Genomic DNA, 18752 nt, shown 5'->3' with positions numbered 1-18752 from the left:
GTCCCATCTTGTCACGCCGTGTTCAGCGCCGTCCCCGTCCGGCCGGAGGCTCCCGGACTACGCTGGACGAGTGAGTACGCAGAGGGTTTTCGTGGCACGCCTGGTCGGCTGCACCGTCTTCGACCCCGCGGGCGACCGGCTCGGCAAGGTCCGTGACGTCGTCGTCATCTACCGAAAAGACGATCCGCCGCGAGTCGTCGGCCTCGTCGTCGAGATCCCCGGTCGCCGGCACGTCTTCCTCTCCATCGGGCGCGTCACGTCCATCCAGTCGGGTCAGGTCATCACGACCGGACTCATCAACGTGCGCCGCTTCCAGCAGCGCGGTGGCGAGGTGCGGGTGATGACCGAGCTGCTCGGCCGCAAGGTGTACTTCACCGACGGCTCCGGCGAGGCCGTCATCGAGGACGTCGCCATCGAGCGCGATCGCCTGGGCGAATGGGACATCGGCCAGCTGTTCCTGCGCAAGCCCAAGACCAGCGCCTCGCCGTTCGCGAAGGGACCGACGACGTTCGCGAACTGGACGGATGTGCGCGAGCACCTGTCCCCCGGTGAGTCGCAGTCGGCGGAGCAGCTCGTCGCCACCTACTCCGAGCTCAAGCCCGCCGATCTCGCCAACACGCTGCTGGATCTGCCCGAGGAGCGTCTGCTCGAGGTCGCCGAGGAGCTCTCCGACGACCGTCTCGCCGACGCTCTCGAGGAGATGCCCGAGGAGGAGCAGGTCCACATCCTCGAAGCCCTCGGCGATGAGCGCGCCGCCGACATCCTCGACCAGATGGAGCCCGACGACGCGGCCGACGTCCTCGCACAGCTGCCCGAGGAACAGCGCGAAGAGCTTCTCGAACTCATGGAGCCGGAGGAGGCCGAGGACGTGCGCGCCCTCCTGAAGTACGGCCCCGACACCGCCGGCGGCCTCATGACGAGCGAGCCGATCGTGCTCTCGGCCGACGCCACTGTGGCCGAGGCCCTCGCCCTCATCCGCCGGCATGAGCTGCACCCCGCCCTCGCCGCCGCCGTCTTCGTCACTCTCCCGCCGTACGAGACGCCCACCGGGCGCCTGCTCGGCACGGTCCACTTCCAGCGGATGCTGCGCTATCCCCCGCACGAGCGGCTCGGCGCGATCATCGACGACACCGTCGACGCGCTGCCGGTGACGGCCTCGGCCGCCGAGGTGGCGCGCCTGCTCGCGAGTTACAACCTCGTCTCGGTCCCGGTCGTCGACCAAGCCCATCGCCTCGTCGGCGCGGTCAGCGTCGACGACGTGCTGGACTACCTCCTGCCGGAGGACTGGCGCTCTCACGACGGCGATGAGGCGGATGCCGCGGCATCCGGCCCCGCTCCGGTGCGGCCGGGGGTGCGGCTGTGATGGCGCGGAAGAAACGGCAACCGGTTCTCGATGCGCCCCTCGGGCGCGGGACGCGGCGCGCGCCGCAGCCCTCGCGCGACCGGTTCGGGCGCTTCTCCGAGGCGTTCGCCCGGGCGATGGGCACGAGCGGATTCCTCATCGGGATGACGGTCTTCGTCGCGGTATGGCTGATCTGGAATACAACGGCGGATCGGCAGTGGCAGTTCGACCCCGCCGAGACGAACTTCACCCTGCTGACGCTGATCCTGTCGCTGCAGGCGTCGTATGCCGCTCCCCTGATCCTGCTCGCACAGAACCGGCAGGACGACCGCGACCGCGTGCAGATCGAGCAGGACCGTCAGCGCGCCGAGCGCAACCTCGCCGACACGGAGTACCTCGCCCGCGAGGTCGTGGCGCTGCGGATGGCGCTGACGGACGTGTCGGGACAGGTCGTGACGCGTGACGTGCTGCGCCAGGAGTTGAAGTCGCTGCTCGCGCAGCTCGACGACAGCCGCGATGCCCGCGAGAGCGCCGAACCGGCCGCAGGCAGTCGCGAGCCGTGACCGGCGACCTCTCCGCCGCGGTGCGCGCGGCCGTGGGCGCCGTCACCGATCCGGAACTGCGCCGGCCGCTCGCAGAGCTCGACATGGTGCGTGGCGTCGAGGTCGACGGCACCGTGGCGCACGTGCACATCGCGCTCACGATCGTCGGCTGCCCCGCCGCCGACCGGATCTCCCGCGAGGTGACGGATGCCGCGGCATCCGTCCCGGGCATCGACGAGGTCGACCTGTCGGTCGGGGTGATGACGCCGACGGAGCGCCAGGCGCTGACCGAGCGCCTGCGCGGCGGCCGCGCGGCGCGGCAGATGCCGTTCGGTCCCGACAGTCTCACGCGCGTCGTCGCGGTCACCAGCGGCAAGGGCGGCGTCGGCAAGTCGACGCTCACCGCGAACCTCGCCGTCGCGCTCGCCGCACGGGGTCTCGCCGTCGGCCTCATCGACGCCGACGTGCACGGCTTCTCGATCCCGGCGCTGCTGGGCCTGACGGACGACGACGGTCGGCCACCCGCGCCCACGCGCATCGACGACCTCATGCTGCCCCCGGTCGCCTACGGCGTGAAGACCATCTCCATCGGCATGTTCCTGCCGCGCGACCAGCCGGCCTCGGCGGCGGTGGCGTGGCGGGGGCCCATGCTGCACCGGACGGTGTCGCAGTTCCTCACCGATGTGTTCTTCGGCGATCTCGACATCCTCCTGATCGACATGCCGCCGGGCACCGGCGACGTCGCGATCTCGGTGGGGCAGCTGCTCCCCCATGCCGACGTCCTCGTGGTCACGACGCCGCAGACCGCGGCATCCGACGTCGCCGTGCGCAGCGGACTCGTCGCCGCACAGACCGGACAGCGCGTCATCGGGGTCGTGGAGAACATGGCGGCGATGACCCTGCCCGACGGCACGACCCTCGACCTGTTCGGCTCCGGCGGCGGCGCCGCCGTCGCCGCGGCACTGTCCACGACCGGGGGTGCGGGCACCGGGGGCCCGGATGCCGGGGGCGCAGACGCCGCAGGTCCGGACGCGGGGGCGGTGCCGCTCCTCGCCTCGGTGCCGCTCAGCCCCGCGCTGCGCCGCGGCGGCGATGCCGGGGTGCCGGTCGTCGTCGCCGAACCGACCGACCCGGCTGCCGTTCAGATCGCCCGCGTCGCCGACGCGCTCGCGATGCATCCGCGGGGCCTCGCCCGTCGGCCGTTGCCCTTCACGCCGCGCTGACGCGCGCGACGCACCGGAGACACCTGGGCGCGCGCGTCAGGTGGCCTCGTTGTCGAACGGGACGTCGCGCTGCGGGTCGAAGGAGGCCGCGAGCGGCGTCGTCGCGGTCGCGGCGATCGCCGTGCCGACGGCGGCGGCCTGCACAGTGGGAACCGGGGCGTCCTCGAGCAGCGCATCGCGGATGATCCGTCGCGGGTCGTACTGACGCGGGTCGAGCTTGCGCCACTCGACGTCGTCGAAGTCGTCGCCCAGCTCCTCCTTCACGCGCGTCTTGGCACCGCTCAGCCACTCGCGGGCGCGCACCGTGAGCCGCGCGAGCGACTCGGCGTAGCGCGGGAGGCGCTCGGGTCCCACCAGGAGTGCGGCCACGATCAGGATCAGGACGAGTTTGTCCCAGTCGAGGCCGAAGAACATGCCTCAAGGTTACCCGTGCGCCTGCGGGGCACCGCGCTCCGCGCGACGTACGCTGGCAGGGGAGGAAGCACATGGCCGATCACGACGCGATCCGCAGGTACGTCGACGAGGTGACCGTCGAGCCCGACCCCATCGAGCGGGCGCGAGCCCACGCTCTGGAGCTCGGCGCCGCCCCGGTCAGTCCCGCCGTCGGCGCGCAGATCGCCGTCATCGCCGCCGCGACCGCCGCCTTGAACATCGTCGAGATCGGCACCGGCGCGGGGGTGTCGGGCCTGTGGCTGCTGCGCGGCTCGCCGCGGGCGACCCTCACGACCATCGACAAGGAGCCCGAGCACCTCGCCGCCGCCCGCGCCGCCTTCGTGGACGCGAAGGTGCCGCCGGCGCGCGCTCGATTCATCACCGGCCGCGCCGCCGATGTGCTTCCCCGCATGAACGAGGCGTCGTACGACATCGTCCTCGTGGATGCCGACGAGGAGGGCGTCATCGACTACGTCGAGCACGGGCTGCGCCTGGTCCGCGCCGGCGGCACCGTGCTGATCCCGCGCGTCCTCGCCGGGGGCGCCGTCGCCGACCCGGTCCGCCGCGACGCCGTCACGACCGCCTACCGCACCCTCATTCAGGAGACGCAGGCCTCCCCCGCCGTCCTCGGCGCGCTCTCGATCGCGGGCGAAGGCCTGCTCCAGCTGACGACGGTGGCGGCGGAGCAGCGCTGAGACGCCGCGGAGACGACGAATGGCCGGTCCGCAGACCGGCCATCCATTCGTGAGCTGAGGTGTCAGGCGGCGCCGACGACCTCACCGAGCACTCCGTGGAGTTCCTTCGCCTCTTCGTCATTGACAGAGACGACGAGTCGTCCGCCGCCCTCGAGGGGAACGCGCACGATGATCAGGCGCCCCTCCTTCACGGCCTCCATCGGTCCGTCCCCGGTTCGCGGCTTCATGGCTGCCATTGCGGCTCCCTTTCGTCATCGGACTACACATCAAGTTTATCGGTACGCTGACAGTCCCGGCCGCCACACCGATACGCCTGAATACGGTCACGGGATCTGGGTATAGGAGTTGCCGAGGGCGAGCATCTCGTAGATCCACCACCATTGGCCGAGAAGGCCGAGCCCCAGCATCCCGAGCCGCCATGCCGGATGCCGGGGACCGGCGATCGCGCCGTATAACGGTGCGAGCGGCAGCAGCAGCCGGAAGATGCTCGACTGCGGGAAGAACACCAGCAGCAGGTACACGAGGTAGCTGGCCGACCACAGCCGCACCTCCGGACCCAGCCGTCGTACGTGGGGCTCGAACAGCAGCAGCGCCGCCAGGGCGAGCACCGCCGCCCCCAGTGCGACGTAGCCCAGCACCTCGGGCAGGCCCCACAGGCGGAACCACAGGGCCGCCGCCTGCACGAACCCCGACAGCGGCACGAACCCGCCGTCGCCCTCGCCGATCCAGCCGCGCCGCCACGACAGCTCGGTCTCGAGATACGCGCTCGGGTCGCCGGTGACGTAGCCGGCGATCACCTGCCACGAGAATCCGATGAGCACGGCGAGCAGGCCCAGCAGCACGATGTGCACGGCCTCGGGCGCCGGCAGCGGGTCGGCGCGTCGTCGCCACCAGCGACGGATGCCGTACAGCCCCAGCAGCAGCGCGAACGCGAGCACCCCGGGACGGGTGTATCCCATGAGCGGAATGAGGAGGTACAACCAGCCGAACCGGCGCTGCACGAGCAGCCACAGCGCGAGGAACAGCCAGAGCAGGAAGAGGCTCTCGGCATAGCCCATCTGGAAGATGGCGCCGAGCGGGGATGCCGCGAGCAGCGCGACCGCCCAGAGCGCGGTGCCCTTGCCGATGCGCTCGCGCAGCAGGTGGAACAGCACGAGACAGGCGAAATAGCCCGCGACGATGGCCAACATGACAGCCGCGAGCGGGTACTGACCGCCGAGCACCACCGACAGCGCGCGCGAGAGAGCGGGGTACACCGGCATGAACGCCCAGGCGTTGTTCGTCACGGTCCCGGCGTCATCGAGCGGCAGGTCGGTCGGGTAGCCCGACGTCGCGACCACCCAGTACCACTGCGCGTCCCAGCCCATCGAGAGCGTGCCGAGGGTGGCATCGGCTCCGAAGCGCGAGGTGGGACCCGACAGCCCGGCCGCGATGATCAGGAAGAGCGTCGTGATGATGCGCGCACCGGCATACAGCACGGCGACGGCCAGCGCAGGACGCAGCGCGAGCAGGCCCCGCTCCGGTGCGGGCGCCGCGGCATCCGACGTCAGCGCGCGCTCAGCCACGCGCGCAGGCCCCGCTCGACGTCCTCGATCTGCGCGTACGGCACGCGCTCCTCGTCGTGGTGAGCAAGGCTCGGGTCGCCCGGGCCGTAGTTGACGGCGGGGACGCCCAGCGCCGCGAAGCGCGCCACATCGGTCCAGCCGTACTTCGGCCGCTGCTCGGCGCCGACGGCGGCGAGGAACTCCTGCGCCAACGGGGCGTCCAGGCCCGGGCGGGCACCGGCCGCGCCGTCGACGACCTCGACCTCGAAGCCCTCCAAGACGGCGCGCACGTGCTCCGCTGCCTGCTCGAGGGTGCGGCTGGGCGCGAAGCGGTAGTTGATCTCGACGTCGCAGCGATCGGGGATGACGTTGCCGGCGACGCCCCCGGAGATGCGCACCGCGTTCAAGCTCTCCCGGTAGACGAGACCGTCGACCGCGACCTCGCGCGGACGGTACTCGGCGAGGCGGGCGAGGATCGGGGCGGCGCGGTGGATGGCGTTCTCCCCCATCCACGCCCGCGCGCTGTGCGCGCGGACGCCGTGCGTGCGGGCGACGACACGCAGCGTGCCGTTGCAGCCGCCCTCGACCTGACCGTTCGAGGGCTCCCCGAGGATCGCGAAGTCGGCCTCGAACAGGTCGGGTCGGCTGCGGGCGAGGCGCGCGAGGCCGTTGAGGTCGGCATCCACCTCTTCGTTGTCGTACCAGAGCCAGGTGATGTCGACGCGGGGCGCGACGAGCTCGGCGGCGAGGCGCAGCTGCACCGCGGTGCCGCCCTTCATGTCGACAGTGCCGCGGCCCCAGAGGTACGGCTCGCCGTCGATCTCGATGTCGCGCGTCGGGAGGTTATCGTTGATGGGCACCGTGTCGATGTGGCCGGCGATCGCGACCCGCTGCGCGCGGCCGAGCCGGGTGCGCGCCACGATCGTGTCGCCGTCGCGGTACACGTCCAGGTGGTCGAGGGCGCTCACGGCCCGGAAGATCGCATCCGCGAGCGGGGTCTCCTGCCCCGACACGCTGGGGATGTCGCAGATCGCGCGCGTGAGGTCGACGGACGTGGCGGTGAGGTCGAGCTCGGGCATGGCGTCGATTCTATCCGCGGCGGTCGGGCACGACCCGGGGCGGGATGCCGGCGGGACGCCGATACGCTGGATGCATGACCGACGAACGATGGATCTGGGGTGCCGGCCTTGCCACGCGGGCCGCCGACGGCACCGTGCTCGACACCTGGTACCCCGCCCCCGAGGCCGGGCGCGCCCCGGCATCCGCCGACACCTCGGCCTTGGAGCCGTTCGCCGGGCCCGACGAGCGCCGCGAGGTCACGGTCGAGGTCGTCGTGGTCGAGATCGACCTCGATGCCGCCCCGAGCAGCACGAGCGACGCCTACCTGCGTCTGCACGCCCTGTCGCATCTGCTGGTCGCGCCGAACGAGCTCGACCTCACGGGCATCTTCTCCCATCTGCCGAACGTCGCATGGACGACGGCCGGGCCCGTCCACCCCGAGGCGGCGGCACGCCTGCGTCCGGCGCTGCAGCGCGCCGGCATCCAGACCCAGGGCATCGACAAGTTCCCGCGCCTGACGGACTACGTCACCCCCGCCGGCGTGCGCATCGCCGATGCCTCGCGCGTGCGGCTCGGCGCACACCTGGCGCCCGGAACGACGGTCATGCACGAGGGTTTCGTGAACTTCAACGCCGGCACGCTCGGCGCCTCGATGGTCGAGGGTCGCATCTCGCAGGGCGTCACGGTCGGCGACGGGTCGGACATCGGCGGCGGCGCATCCATCATGGGGACGCTCTCGGGCGGCGGCACGCACCGCGTGTCGATCGGCGCGCGGACGCTCCTCGGAGCGAACGCCGGCATCGGCATCTCGCTCGGCGACGACTGCATCGTGGAGGCGGGCCTGTACGTCACGGCCGGGTCGAAGATCGTGCTCGCGAACGAGGCGCCGCTGCACGACGGCACCCGCCCCGTCGTCAAGGGCGCACAGCTGTCGGGTCAGAACGGCATCCTGTTCCGCCGTAACTCGCTGTCGGGTGCGATCGAGGCCGTGCGCCGCGAGGGTAAGGGCGTCACGCTCAACGAGGCGCTGCACGCCTGAGCACCACTACGCTCGACACATGAGCGAGCGGATGCCGAAGAAGGTGTACGAGAAGGAGCTGAAGGCCCTGCAAGCCCGGCTCGTCGATATGCAGGCCTGGGTGCAGGCAAGCGGCGCCCGTGTCGTCGTCATCTTCGAAGGGCGCGATGCCGCGGGCAAGGGCTCGACCATCAGCCGCGTCTCGCAGTACCTCAATCCCCGCGTCACGCGGGTCGTCGCCCTCCCGACACCGACCGAACGCGAGAAGACCCAGTGGTACTTCCAGCGCTACGTGCCGCATCTGCCGGCCGCCGGCGAGATCGTGCTGATGGATCGCTCCTGGTACAACCGCGCGGGCGTCGAGCACGTCATGGGCTACTGCACCAACATCGAGTACCACCGGTTCCTCCACCAGGCGCCGATCTTCGAGCGGATGCTGGTCGAAGACGGCGTCCTGCTCCTGAAGTACTGGTTCAGCGTGTCCGATGTGGAGCAGGAGAAACGGTTCCGCTCACGCAACGACGATCCGCTGCGGCGGTGGAAGCTCTCCCCCAACGACGTCCTGTCGATCACCAAGTGGGAGGACTATTCGCGCGCGAAGGACACGATGGTCGTGCACACCGACATCCCCGAGGCACGCTGGTTCGAGGTCGACAACGACGACAAGCGCCGCGGGCGGATCAACATGATCCATCACCTGCTGTCTCAGATTCCCTACGAGCATGTCGAGCGCGCCCCGATCGTGATCCCGCCGCGCCCGCCGTCGGGCGGATACGAACGCCCTCCGCGCGAACTGCAGAACTACGTGCCCGACTACGTCGCGACCATTCTCCCGGATGACGCCGCGGCGGAGTGATCCGGGTCAGGGTGCCCGGTCCCACGGTCCTTCCGGGGCATGCGCCTGCCAGTGCACGCGCGGGCCTTCGACCTCGCGCACGAGGCCGGTGAGCCAGTAGGTCTCGTCGGGGCCCCACCCACCGATGACGCTCGAGTACTCGGCATCCACCTCGATCTCGCGCGTCGCGGCGGTCAGGTAGGCGAGGCCCGTGAGGTGCACGGCGTCCCACTCCTGTGCGACGCGCGTCCAGTCGGGCAGCAGCCACCGGCCGTCGCGACCGGTGACGCGGTACCAGTCGTGGCGGCGGCCGGCCGTGACCCCGAGCGGGAAACGCCGACACAGCTCGGCCCAATCGTGGGCGGTGCGGATCTCGAACGTCCGGCCTGCGCCGCGTACCGGCACCGCGACCGCGTGGGTCCAGCCGAGGCCGTCCTCGACGAACGGGATGCCGGCGGGAACCCCCGTCGGCAGAGCGCCGGTCGTGTGCGGACAGCCCCACGGGTGTGACCACCACGTGCCGCTGTAGTTCGCCGTGACATCCGACGGGCGCTCGGCGCGAGCGTGTGCCTCTTCTGCGACGGTGTTCTCGCGCCACTTCTGCGCGCCGTCGGGAGCCGCATCGAACGGCGCGCCGTTCCCGCTCGGATCGAACTCGACGGCCCACTGCTCCGCCGTGCGATCGCGACTCCACCACGCGGTCTCGGGGAGCGCGGCAACCGCCCCGGCGATCGCGGCCAGCGATGCGCACACGGCGGCATCCGCCGCGATGGTGTCTTCACCGTCGGGCTCCTGCCAGTACCGCGCGCTGTCGACGGCGCGCAGCATCGCCGCGTACAGGTCGTCGGTGGTCGGCGTGAAAGCTCCCACCGCGCGGATCGCGTCGGCCAGCGCGGCCGTCGTCGCCGACGTCTCGACCTGCCCGCGCGTCTCGAACGTCGAGCCGTCGTCGTTCCAGCCGAACAGCACGACCGCGGCTCCGGCCGCGACGTCGGCGTTGTACGCGAGCTCGTGCAGCAGGCGGCGCACGGTGTCGGATACCTCGCACGCCAGTTGCAGACACAGGCGACGCCCGCGCGGACCGCTCAGCAGATCAGGGGTCATCCCTCGATCTTGGCAGTCGGGTCAGATGCCGGGGTAGTTGCGCTCGCCCGCGCCGATGTAGAGCTGCTGCGGGCGGCCGATCTTGGTCTGCGGGTCGTTCTGCATCTCGGTCCAGTGCGCGAGCCAGCCGGGCAGACGCCCGATCGCGAACAGCGGCGTGAACATGCGCGTCGGGAAGCCCATCGCCTTGTAGATGACGCCCGTGTAGAAGTCGACGTTCGGGTAGAGCCGGCGCTCCTTGAAGTAGTCGTCGCTGAGGGCGATCTCCTCGAGCTCCTTCGCGAGATCCAGCAGCGGGTCATGCACGCCGAGCTCGGCGAGCACCTCGTCAGCGGACTCCTTCACGAGCTTCGCGCGCGGGTCGTAGTTCTTGTAGACGCGGTGCCCGAAGCCCATGAGCTTGACACCGTCCTCCTTGTTCTTGACGCGCTCGACGAAACGCTCAACGCTCTCGCCGGAGTCGCGGATGCGCGCCAGCATGTCGAGCACCGCTTCGTTGGCGCCGCCGTGCAGCGGGCCGTACAGAGCGTTGATGCCGGCGGAGATCGACGAGAACTGGTTGGCGCCGGTCGATCCGACGAGGCGCACGGTCGAGGTCGAGGCGTTCTGCTCGTGGTCCTCGTGCAGGATGAGCAGCCGCTCCAGCGCGCGCGAGGTGACGGGATTGACCTCGTAGACCTCGGCGAGGTTGCCGAAGTTGAGCTTGAGGAAGTTGTCGACGAAGCTCAGCGAGTTGTCCGGGTACAGGAAGGCCTGGCCGATCGACTTCTTGTGCGCGTACGCCGCGATCACCGGGAGCTTGGCCAGCAGGCGGATCGTGTTGAGCTCGACGTGCTCGGGGTTGTCCGGGTCGGACTGGCCCTCGTAGTAGGTCGAGAGCGCCGCCGTGGCCGCCGACAGCACCGACATGGGGTGCGCCGTGTGCGGCAGCGAGGAGAAGAAGCGCTTGAGGTCTTCGTGCAGGAGCGTGTGGTGGCGGATCTCGTCGTCCCACTTGGAGAGCTGATCAGCCGTCGGCAGTTCGCCGTACAGCAGCAGCCACGCGACCTCGAGGTACGTGCTGTGCTTGGCGAGCTGTTCGATCGGGTAGCCGCGGTAGCGGAGGATGCCCTGATCTCCGTCGATGTAGGTGATGGCCGACTTCGTCGCCGCCGTGTTGACGAAGCCGTAGTCGAGCGAGGTGTGCCCGGTCTGCTTCGTGAACGTCGAGAAGTCGACGCTGGGGACGCCCTCGGTGCCGGTCAGGATCGGCAGTTCTGCGGTTCTGTCACCGACGGTGACCGTGGCCTTCGGGGGGTTTCCCACGTCGCTCACGAAGCCTCCTTGCGGTCGTTGGGGGATCCTTTACAGCCTACTGGCCGTGCGGGCCTACTCAGATCCACGGCAAAGGATCGGCGGATGCGTAGGAGGAAACCTACGACTGCGTCAGGCGTTGCGCCGCCGCCGCGATGCGCTCGTCGGTCGCGGTGAGCGAGAAGCGCACGTGCTGCGGGAAGTGCGTGCCGTAGAAGTGCCCGGGGCCGGCGAGGATGCCGAGGTCGGCGAGCCTTGCCATGCTCTCCCACGCGTCGACGCCTTCGGTGGCCCACAGGTACAGGCCGCCTTCGGAGTGGTCGATGCGAAAGCCCGCCGCTTCCAGTGCCGGCTTGAGCACGGCACGGCGCGCCCGATACCGCTCACGCTGCTCCGCGACGTGCGCGTCGTCGGCGAGGGCCACCGTCATCGCGGCCTGGACCGGAGCCGGCAGCATGAGCCCCAGGTGCTTGCGTGCCGTCACCAGCGCGGCGACGATCCCGGCATCCCCCGCGAGGAACGCCGCGCGGTAGCCGGCGAGGTTCGACTGCTTGCTGAGGGAGTAGACCGACAGCACACCCGAGCGGTCGTCGCCGACGACGCGGGGATCGAGGATGCTGGGGACGCGCTCCCCCGCCCACGGTCCCTCCCAGCCGAGCTCGGCGTAGCACTCGTCGCTGGCGATCACGGCGCCGAGCTCCCGCGCGCGGGCCACGGCGGCCCGCAACTCGGCGATATCCAGGACGCGACCGTCGGGGTTTCCGGGCGTGTTGAGCCAGACCAGGCGTGTGCCGTCGGGCCATTCGGCGGGGTCATCCGAGGCGAACGGCGTCGCGCCGACGAGCTTCGCGCCCACTTCGTAGGTGGGATAGGCCGCGCGCGGGTGCACGACGACGTCGCCCGCGCCGATGTCCAGCAGCAACGGCAGCAGGGCGACGAGTTCTTTGGAGCCGACCGTGGGCAGCACCTCGCCGACTCCCAGTCCGGGCACGCCGCGCCGGCGGTCGTACCAGGCCGCGATGGCTTCGCGCAGGGCCGGGGTGCCGACCGTCTGCGGGTACGCGTGCGCGTCGGTGGCCGCGCGCAGCGCGTCGGCGACGACGGCGGGGGTCGCGTCCACGGGCGACCCGATCGACAGGTCGACGGCACCCCCGGGGTGTGCGGCGGCGCGGCGCGCGTATGGGGCGACGGCGTCCCAGGGGTAGTCGTCGAGGTCGCGGACGGCCACGAAGGTCAGTGCTCCTGGGGCGGGAGCGCGGCGATGATGGGGTGGTCCTTCGGGATCACGCCGACCTTGGCAGCGCCGCCGGGCGAGCCGATGTCCTCGAAGAACTCCACGTTCGCGGTGTAGTAGTCCTGCCACTCGTCGGGCAGGTCGTCCTCGTAGTAGATCGCCTCGACGGGGCAGACCGGCTCGCAGGCACCGCAGTCGACGCATTCGTCGGGGTGGATGTACAGCGAGCGCTCGCCTTCGTAGATGCAGTCGACGGGACACTCGTCGATGCAGGCACGGTCCTTCACATCCACGCACGGCAAGGCGATCACATATGTCACGCCTTCGAGTCTAGTTCGTGGTGCCGGCCTCGGCGTCCGGCGCCGCCGGCACGGCCCGGTCGGATGCCGGGGAGGACCCGCTCGACCGCAGGGACGGCCAGGCGACGACGAGAGCGGTGAGGATCGGGACGGCGATGGTCCAGATGACGCCGGTCGAGATCGTGCCCTCCGCCGGCGCGGGCACCACGACCGATCCGCCCGGGCCGCGCCCGGAGAAGACGAGCGTCGCGATCATGGCACCCATTCCCGCCGCGAGGGCGGACCAGCGGTCGAGCGTCAGCAGTCGCACGGCGAGAAGCAGCGCACCGGTGCCGACGATCGCCACGATGAGGCCCACCGGCAGCGCACCCCACATGGCCGCCTGCCCGATGGTGCCGGCGACGCCGTAGACGAGCCCGATGACGACGGACACGACCCACGTGCCGATGCGCGCGATACCCACGCCGGGAGTCTACGCGGCGGCATCCGTTGGAGAGCCGGGAATGGCGATCCGGATGCCGGATTCACAGCCCGTGGCGCTTTTCGAACGGGCCCGCGGCGATCACGCGGCGAGTCCCCAGAGCCGCAACAGGGCTGCGACGAGCGCGGCGGCGACCACGACGACGAGGAACGGCGCCCGCACGATGAGGAGCCCGGCCGCCACGACGAGGGCGGGCACCCGCGCGTCGAGCACGATCTGCTGACCGACGCCGAGCGTCTGCACCGCCACGAGGGCGCCGAGGAGCGCCACCGTGAGCAGGTCGACGATGCGCGACGGCGCCGGCGCCTCGAACCATCGGGGCGGGATGAGGTAGCCGACGGCCTTCAGCGCGAAGCACAGCAGCGCCGCGGCCAACACGGCGGTCCAGAGGGTCACGTCCCCTGCCCCGGTCCCTCGGGCCGCCGCGGGGCGGGCGCCTCGCCGAGGACGGGCGCGGGCGTCGCAGACGCGCCGAGCCAGTTCGTCCATCCCACGACGATCGCGACGACCGCCGCGACGAGCACCGGCATACCCGGCATGAGCACCGGCGTCAACACCGTCGCGACGACCGCCGCCGCGATACCGACCGCGATCGCCTGCCGCTGCCGCAGCCGGGGCCAGAGCAGGGCGAGGAAGGCCGCGGCGGCCGCCGCATCCAGTCCGTACGCGCGGGGGTCGCCGAGCACATCGCCGAGGAGCGCACCGAGGAGCGTCGTGAGGTTCCAGCCGACGTAGATGCCGATCCCGGTCACCCAGAAGCCGACCCGGCGGGCGCGCGGCTCGGTGTGCGCCAGCGCGACGGCGGTGGATTCGTCGATCGTGAAGTGCGGCGCGATCAGTCGGCGCAGGCGGTCGACGCCGACGACCGGCGCCATGCGCAGTCCGTACGCGACGTTGCGGATGCCCAGCAGGCCCGCCGAGGCGATCGCGGCCGGGGCCGCCGCGACTCCCCCGGCGCCGATCACCCCGATGAACGCGAACTGCGATCCGCCGGTGAACATCACGAGGCTGAGCACGCAGGTCTGCCAGATATCCAGACCGGATGCCGTGGCGAGCGCCCCGAACGAGATCCCGTAGGCGCTCGTGGCGAGGGCGACGCCGAGCCCTTCGCGCCACGCGCGACGCGAGGCGTCCGCGGCGGCATCCGTACTCACCCGCCCGAGCCTACTGGGCTGGCGTACCCTGGCAGGCATGGACACCAGCGAGCTCGCGCAGAAGCGCATCCGCGCCCTCACCTTCGCGTCGGTCTACCCGCTGTACATCCAGAAGGTCGAGCGCAAGGGACGCACGAAGGCCGAGGTCGACGAGGTCATCCGCTGGCTCACCGGGTTCGACGACGCCGACATCGCCCGTCACGTTCGCGACGGCTCGACGTTCGTCGAGTTCTTCGACGACGCGACGCTCAACCCCCACGCGGGGCTCATCACCGGGGTCATCTGCGGGGTGCGGGTCGAGGAGATCGACGACCCGTTCATGCAGAAGCTGCGCTACCTCGACAAGCTCGTCGACGAGGTCGCCAGGGGCAAGGCGATGGAGAAGATCCTCCGCGCCTGACACACCCCGGCGGCGACCCGGCGGTCAGGCGCTGGCGTCCTGGCGCTTCGCGCGGGCCGTGGCGCGGCCGCGCTCGGTCGCGTCGAGCACGACCTTGCGGATGCGCACCTTCTCGGGGGTGACCTCGACGCATTCGTCGTCGCGGGCGAACTCGAGCGACTCCTCCAGCGAGAGCACGCGCGGCGGAGTCATCGACTCGAAGGAGTCCGACGTCGACGAGCGCATGTTCGTCAGCTTCTTCTCCTTCGTGATGTTGACGTCCATGTCGTCGGCGCGGGAGTTCTCGCCGATGACCATGCCTTCGTAGACCTCTTCGGTGGGCTGCACGAAGAAGCTCATCCGCTCCTGCAGCGCGATCATCGCGAAGGGGGTGACGACACCGGCGCGGTCGGCGACGATCGAGCCGTTCTGGCGCGTCGTGATCTGGCCCGCCCAGTCGTCGTATCCGTGCGAGATGGCGTTGGCGATGCCGGTGCCGCGGGTCGTGGTGAGGAACTCGCTGCGGAAGCCGATGAGGCCGCGGGAGGGGACGATGAACTCCATCCGCACCCAGCCGGTGCCGTGGTTGGTCATCGTGTCCATGCGGCCCTTGCGGGCGGCCAGCAGCTGCGTGATCGCGCCGAGGTACTCCTCGGGCGCGTCGATCGTGAGGTGCTCGAAGGGCTCCTTGAGCTTGCCGTCCTCGCCGCGGCGGGTGACCACCTGCGGCTTGCCGACGGTGAGCTCGAAGCCCTCGCGGCGCATGTTCTCGACGAGGATGGCGAGGGCGAGCTCGCCGCGGCCCTGCACCTCCCACGCGTCGGGACGGCCGATGTCGACGACCTTGAGCGAGACGTTGCCGATGAGCTCGCGGTCGAGGCGGTCCTTGACCATGCGGGCGGTGAGCTTGTGGCCCTTGACCTTGCCCATGAGGGGCGAGGTGTTCGTACCGATCGTCATCGAGATCGCGGGGTCGTCGACGGTGATCGCCGGCAGCGGGCGGACGTCCTCGGGGTCGGCGATGGTCTCACCGATCGTGATCTCCTCGATGCCGGCGATCGCGACGATGTCGCCGGGGCCGGCCGACTCGGCCGGGTAGCGCTCGAGGGCCCGGGTCTTCAGCAGCTCGGTGATCCGGGCGTTCGAGTGCGAGCCGTCGTGGCGGACCCACGCGACCGTCTGCCCCTTCTTCAGCGTGCCGTTGAACACGCGCAGCAGGGCCAGGCGCCCGAGGAAGGGCGAGGAGTCGAGGTTCGTCACCCACGCCTGCAGCGGCGCCTCGTCGTCGTACGACGGGGCGGGAACGTGCTCCAGGATCGCCTCGAACAGCGGCTCGAGGTCGTCGTTGTCGGGCAGCGACCCGTTCTCGGGACGGGTGCGGGATGCCGCGCCCGCCCGCCCGGACGCGTAGACCACGGGGACGTCGAGCAGCGCGTCGACGTCGAGGTCGGGCACGTCGTCGACGAGGTCGGAGGCGAGGCCGAGCAGCAGGTCGTGCGCCTCCTCCTCGACCTCGGCGATGCGGGCGTCGGGGCGGTCGGTCTTGTTGACGAGCAGGATGACCGGGAGCTTCGCCTCGAGCGCCTTGCGCAGCACGAAGCGGGTCTGCGGGAGCGGGCCCTCGGAGGCGTCGACGAGCAGGACGACGCCGTCGACCATCGACAGTCCGCGCTCGACCTCGCCGCCGAAGTCGGCGTGACCGGGGGTGTCGATCACGTTGATGGTGACGGGCGCGTCGGTGTGGATGCCGTTGTAGGTGATCGCCGTGTTCTTGGCGAGGATCGTGATGCCCTTCTCACGCTCCAGGTCGTTCGAGTCCATCGCCCGCTCTTCGACGTGAGCGTGCTCGCCGAACGAGCCGGTCTGGCGCAGCATCGCGTCCACGAGGGTGGTCTTACCGTGGTCGACGTGCGCGACGATCGCGACGTTGCGGAGGTCCGGGCGGAGGGCGTGCGCCATGAAGTGCCTAACGAAGAGTGGGGAAAGTCGGTGAGACGGCCCGGGCTTGCCGAAGGGGCCGACGTTCCAGGATACCGCAGTGAGGGGCGGGGCCCGCAGGCCCCGCCCCTCACCAGGCGTTCTCTAGGTTTGCTCAATAGAGCGAGTATCGAATGCCCCCTCCTCCGCCGGCCGGCGGCAACGCCGCCGCAGCGCAGGACCAGTACGTACGAATGTCGAAGCACCCGGCCAACCAGGCAATTCCAGCAAACGCATGAAACATCGTCACACCTCACTTCTCTGATCGGTTTGCGAGTGTAGATCGACGACGATGGCGAGGCAATGGCCTTGTTACGGGGCACGCAATTCGCCCGTGAGCCCCCAGGATCCGTAAGGTCGCGAAAGGGGCGGGCTCCCTACGGAACCCGCCCCCTCACGTGACGATGTGTACCGTCAGTGGATTAGGACTTCGCCCAGCCGACGATGGTCCAGTCGACGGTCGACGACACGCCGAACATCGTGGCGCCGTAGTTGACGAGGCCCTTCTTGACTGCCCACACCTCGGGAAGCGGCGCGATCGGGAACATCGGAACGTAGGCCCAGATGGCCTCGTTGATCTGGTTCGCGATCTCGATGCGCTTGTCGGGGTCAAGCTCCGCGTTGGCCTTCGTCCACAGATCGCCGAGCGAGTCGTCGGTCGTGCCGGTGAAGTTCTGACCGGAGTCCAGCGGGTAGAACAGCGCCTCCGACGACGAGATCGGGAACGCCGTACCCTGCCACGAGAAGCTGACCATCTCGAAGTTGCCGGGGATCACGTAGTCGCTGAAGTACTGCGCAGCAGGAACTGTCGTGAGCTCCACGGGAATGCCGAAGTCACCGAGGTCGGCCTGAACCTGCTCGGAGCGCTGAATGTTGGTGGCGGTGTCGGCCGGGACGGTGATCGTGAGCTTGAGCTGCTCGCCGTCCTTCGTCCAGCTGTCGCCGTCCTTCGTGTATCCGGCATCCTTCAGGAAGCCCTCGGCGGCGGTCAGGTCGTGGGGGTATGCCTTGTCCTCATAGCCGGCTTGGCCGTTCATGAAGATGTAGTCACCCTGTGTCACCGCGGGGACGCCGACCGGCGTGTTCGCGGCGGCCGCGATCTGCTCGCGGTTGACGATCGACGCGACGGCCTTGCGAACGTTGACGTCGGAGAGCGGGCCCTCCTTGGCATTCATCGTCACGTGCGTCCAGGTGAGACCGTTGGTGGCCTGCAGCTCGGCGTCGTCACGCGACTTCGCGGTCGCGTAGAGGTCGGCGTTGGCCGAGATCTCCAGCGCATCGATCTCCTTGTTGGCGAACGAGGAGCCCTGCTGGTCCTGGCTCACGACCTTGAAGAGGATCGTGTCGAGCTTCGGCTTGTCGCCCCACCACTTCGGGTTGGGCGTGAGCGTCACGACCTGGCCCGTCTGGTCGATGTTCGAGATGACGTACGGCCCGACCGAGGGCATCGGCTTCGACGTGAAGCCGGTGTTGAACGCGTCGGCGCTCTCGGTCACCGACGCTGGCAGGACAGTACCGAGGATCGACTGCCAGTCAGCGAACACCGAGTCGAACGTGATCTTCACGTCGAATTCGTCGGTGCCCTGCTCGACCGAGGCGATCTGGTCGTAACCCGTGGTCGAGACGACCTGATAGGCCTCGTCCTTGCCGCTCATGACCTGGACAGTGGCCTGCCAGTCCTTCACGGTGATGGGCGTGCCATCCTCCCACACCGCGTTCGGGTTCAGCTTCATCTCCACGACCTGCGGCGAATCGCTGATCAGCTCGACCGAAGACGCGTAGTTCTGGTTGACGAAGGGCTCACCGTCGGTGTTGATCCCGATAGGGCCACCCTGCGTCGCTGACAGGATCGTGTTGGTGTCGACGTCGTTGCCGTCGATCTGCAGGTTGTTGTAGTTGACGGGCAACGCGTTGACCGCGAGGTTCAGCGTGCCGCCGTCCTGAACGTCGGCGGCATCCGCCGCATCCCAGTCGACCGTCGGGAGTTCAGCGGCCGGTGTGCCACTCCCGCCATCACTGGGTGCCGTGTTGCCGGCGGCGCAGCCAGCGATGAGCAACGCCGCGGCGCTGAGCATCGCGAGAGCGCCGAGCGACTTCGCACTCCGTGTCCTCATGTGATCATTCCTCTCGTATTCCTTCTG

General features: G+C 70.0%; 20 protein-coding genes. 7 read left to right on the top strand and 13 right to left on the bottom strand.

What is annotated here, in order from left to right; all coding sequences use genetic code 11:
• Positions 1 to 70: 70 nt before the first annotated feature.
• From JOD60_RS09620 to JOD60_RS09610, 3 genes are read left to right on the top strand one after another with little or no spacing between them, the layout of a single operon-like run.
• The gene (locus tag JOD60_RS09620; RefSeq protein WP_204981589.1) at positions 71 to 1363 is read left to right on the top strand and encodes a magnesium transporter MgtE N-terminal domain-containing protein; all 1293 of its coding nucleotides are present in this window, start codon (positions 71 to 73) and stop codon (positions 1361 to 1363) included.
• Positions 1363 to 1905 (top strand): DUF1003 domain-containing protein, encoded by a 543-nt coding sequence (locus JOD60_RS09615; protein ID WP_076690420.1) that lies wholly within the window; start codon positions 1363 to 1365, stop codon positions 1903 to 1905. The genes JOD60_RS09620 and JOD60_RS09615 overlap by 1 nt, the downstream gene beginning before the upstream one ends.
• Positions 1902 to 3107: an Mrp/NBP35 family ATP-binding protein gene (locus JOD60_RS09610; protein ID WP_076690419.1), complete on the top strand. Its 1206-nt coding sequence runs from the start codon at positions 1902 to 1904 to the stop codon at positions 3105 to 3107. Before JOD60_RS09615 ends, JOD60_RS09610 begins: the two co-directional genes overlap by 4 nt.
• A gap of 36 nt (positions 3108 to 3143) precedes the next feature.
• Here the strand turns inward: JOD60_RS09610 and JOD60_RS09605 are convergent, their stop codons facing one another.
• Positions 3144 to 3521 (bottom strand): twin-arginine translocase TatA/TatE family subunit, encoded by a 378-nt coding sequence (locus tag JOD60_RS09605; RefSeq protein WP_076690418.1) that lies wholly within the window; start codon positions 3519 to 3521, stop codon positions 3144 to 3146.
• Between the two features lie 71 nt (positions 3522 to 3592).
• Here JOD60_RS09605 and JOD60_RS09600 point away from each other — a divergent pair, with 71 nt between their 5' ends.
• Positions 3593 to 4234 carry an O-methyltransferase gene (locus tag JOD60_RS09600; RefSeq protein WP_076690417.1) on the top strand — a complete coding sequence of 214 codons (642 nt, stop codon included), beginning with the start codon at positions 3593 to 3595 and terminating at the stop codon, positions 4232 to 4234.
• A gap of 62 nt (positions 4235 to 4296) precedes the next feature.
• Here the strand turns inward: JOD60_RS09600 and JOD60_RS09595 are convergent, their stop codons facing one another.
• The 3 genes from JOD60_RS09595 to dapE form a co-directional block, all read right to left on the bottom strand.
• Positions 4297 to 4470: a DUF3117 domain-containing protein gene (locus JOD60_RS09595; protein ID WP_076690416.1), complete on the bottom strand. Its 174-nt coding sequence runs from the start codon at positions 4468 to 4470 to the stop codon at positions 4297 to 4299.
• An 87-nt stretch (positions 4471 to 4557) separates the two neighbouring features.
• Positions 4558 to 5799 carry a hypothetical protein gene (locus tag JOD60_RS09590; protein ID WP_076690415.1) on the bottom strand — a complete coding sequence of 414 codons (1242 nt, stop codon included), beginning with the start codon at positions 5797 to 5799 and terminating at the stop codon, positions 4558 to 4560.
• Entirely contained in the window at positions 5781 to 6857 is a 1077-nt protein-coding gene (gene dapE, locus JOD60_RS09585; RefSeq protein WP_076692152.1) for a succinyl-diaminopimelate desuccinylase, read from the bottom strand. The genes JOD60_RS09590 and dapE overlap by 19 nt, the downstream gene beginning before the upstream one ends.
• A gap of 74 nt (positions 6858 to 6931) precedes the next feature.
• Here dapE and dapD point away from each other — a divergent pair, with 74 nt between their 5' ends.
• Together dapD and ppk2 are read left to right on the top strand one after the other, a co-directional pair.
• Entirely contained in the window at positions 6932 to 7876 is a 945-nt protein-coding gene (dapD, locus tag JOD60_RS09580) for a 2,3,4,5-tetrahydropyridine-2,6-dicarboxylate N-succinyltransferase (RefSeq protein WP_076690414.1), read from the top strand.
• Between the two features lie 31 nt (positions 7877 to 7907).
• Positions 7908 to 8711 (top strand): polyphosphate kinase 2, encoded by an 804-nt coding sequence (gene ppk2, locus JOD60_RS09575; protein WP_076692151.1) that lies wholly within the window; start codon positions 7908 to 7910, stop codon positions 8709 to 8711.
• Positions 8712 to 8717: 6 nt separating this feature from the next.
• Here ppk2 and JOD60_RS09570 read toward each other — a convergent pair whose 3' ends face one another.
• The 7 genes from JOD60_RS09570 to JOD60_RS09540 form a co-directional block, all read right to left on the bottom strand.
• Complete coding sequence (locus tag JOD60_RS09570; protein WP_076690413.1) at positions 8718 to 9794, bottom strand: hypothetical protein; 1077 nt, start codon at positions 9792 to 9794, stop codon at positions 8718 to 8720.
• Between the two features lie 21 nt (positions 9795 to 9815).
• Complete coding sequence (locus JOD60_RS09565) at positions 9816 to 11108, bottom strand: citrate synthase (RefSeq protein WP_076690412.1); 1293 nt, start codon at positions 11106 to 11108, stop codon at positions 9816 to 9818.
• Between the two features lie 100 nt (positions 11109 to 11208).
• Positions 11209 to 12315, bottom strand: a complete 1107-nt coding sequence (gene dapC, locus JOD60_RS09560) for a succinyldiaminopimelate transaminase (protein ID WP_076690411.1) — start codon at positions 12313 to 12315, stop codon at positions 11209 to 11211.
• Positions 12316 to 12320: 5 nt separating this feature from the next.
• A complete protein-coding gene (gene fdxA / locus JOD60_RS09555) occupies positions 12321 to 12641 on the bottom strand; it encodes a ferredoxin (protein WP_076690410.1) in 321 nt (106 codons plus the stop codon).
• A gap of 10 nt (positions 12642 to 12651) precedes the next feature.
• Positions 12652 to 13083 carry a histidinol dehydrogenase gene (locus tag JOD60_RS09550; RefSeq protein ID WP_076690409.1) on the bottom strand — a complete coding sequence of 144 codons (432 nt, stop codon included), beginning with the start codon at positions 13081 to 13083 and terminating at the stop codon, positions 12652 to 12654.
• Between the two features lie 99 nt (positions 13084 to 13182).
• Entirely contained in the window at positions 13183 to 13497 is a 315-nt protein-coding gene (locus tag JOD60_RS09545) for an AzlD domain-containing protein (protein ID WP_076690408.1), read from the bottom strand.
• Positions 13494 to 14294, bottom strand: a complete 801-nt coding sequence (locus tag JOD60_RS09540) for an AzlC family ABC transporter permease (protein ID WP_084201973.1) — start codon at positions 14292 to 14294, stop codon at positions 13494 to 13496. Before JOD60_RS09540 ends, JOD60_RS09545 begins: the two co-directional genes overlap by 4 nt.
• Between JOD60_RS09540 and JOD60_RS09535 the strand changes: the two genes are divergently transcribed.
• On the top strand, positions 14293 to 14655 hold the full coding sequence (locus tag JOD60_RS09535) for a DUF2200 domain-containing protein (protein WP_076690406.1): 363 nt from the start codon (positions 14293 to 14295) through the stop codon (positions 14653 to 14655). The two genes, JOD60_RS09540 and JOD60_RS09535, sit on opposite strands and share 2 nt — an antisense overlap.
• Positions 14656 to 14679: 24 nt before the next feature.
• Here JOD60_RS09535 and typA read toward each other — a convergent pair whose 3' ends face one another.
• Together typA and JOD60_RS09525 are read right to left on the bottom strand one after the other, a co-directional pair.
• Positions 14680 to 16593 (bottom strand): translational GTPase TypA, encoded by a 1914-nt coding sequence (typA, locus tag JOD60_RS09530; RefSeq protein ID WP_076690405.1) that lies wholly within the window; start codon positions 16591 to 16593, stop codon positions 14680 to 14682.
• A 440-nt stretch (positions 16594 to 17033) separates the two neighbouring features.
• Positions 17034 to 18725 (bottom strand): ABC transporter family substrate-binding protein, encoded by a 1692-nt coding sequence (locus JOD60_RS09525; protein ID WP_076690404.1) that lies wholly within the window; start codon positions 18723 to 18725, stop codon positions 17034 to 17036.
• Positions 18726 to 18752: the final 27 nt, after the last annotated feature.

Origin of the sequence: Microbacterium aurum (genome assembly GCF_016907815.1) — a bacterium.
GTDB lineage: Bacteria > Actinomycetota > Actinomycetes > Actinomycetales > Microbacteriaceae > Microbacterium > Microbacterium aurum.
This window is presented reverse-complemented; position numbering and strand designations above follow the sequence as displayed.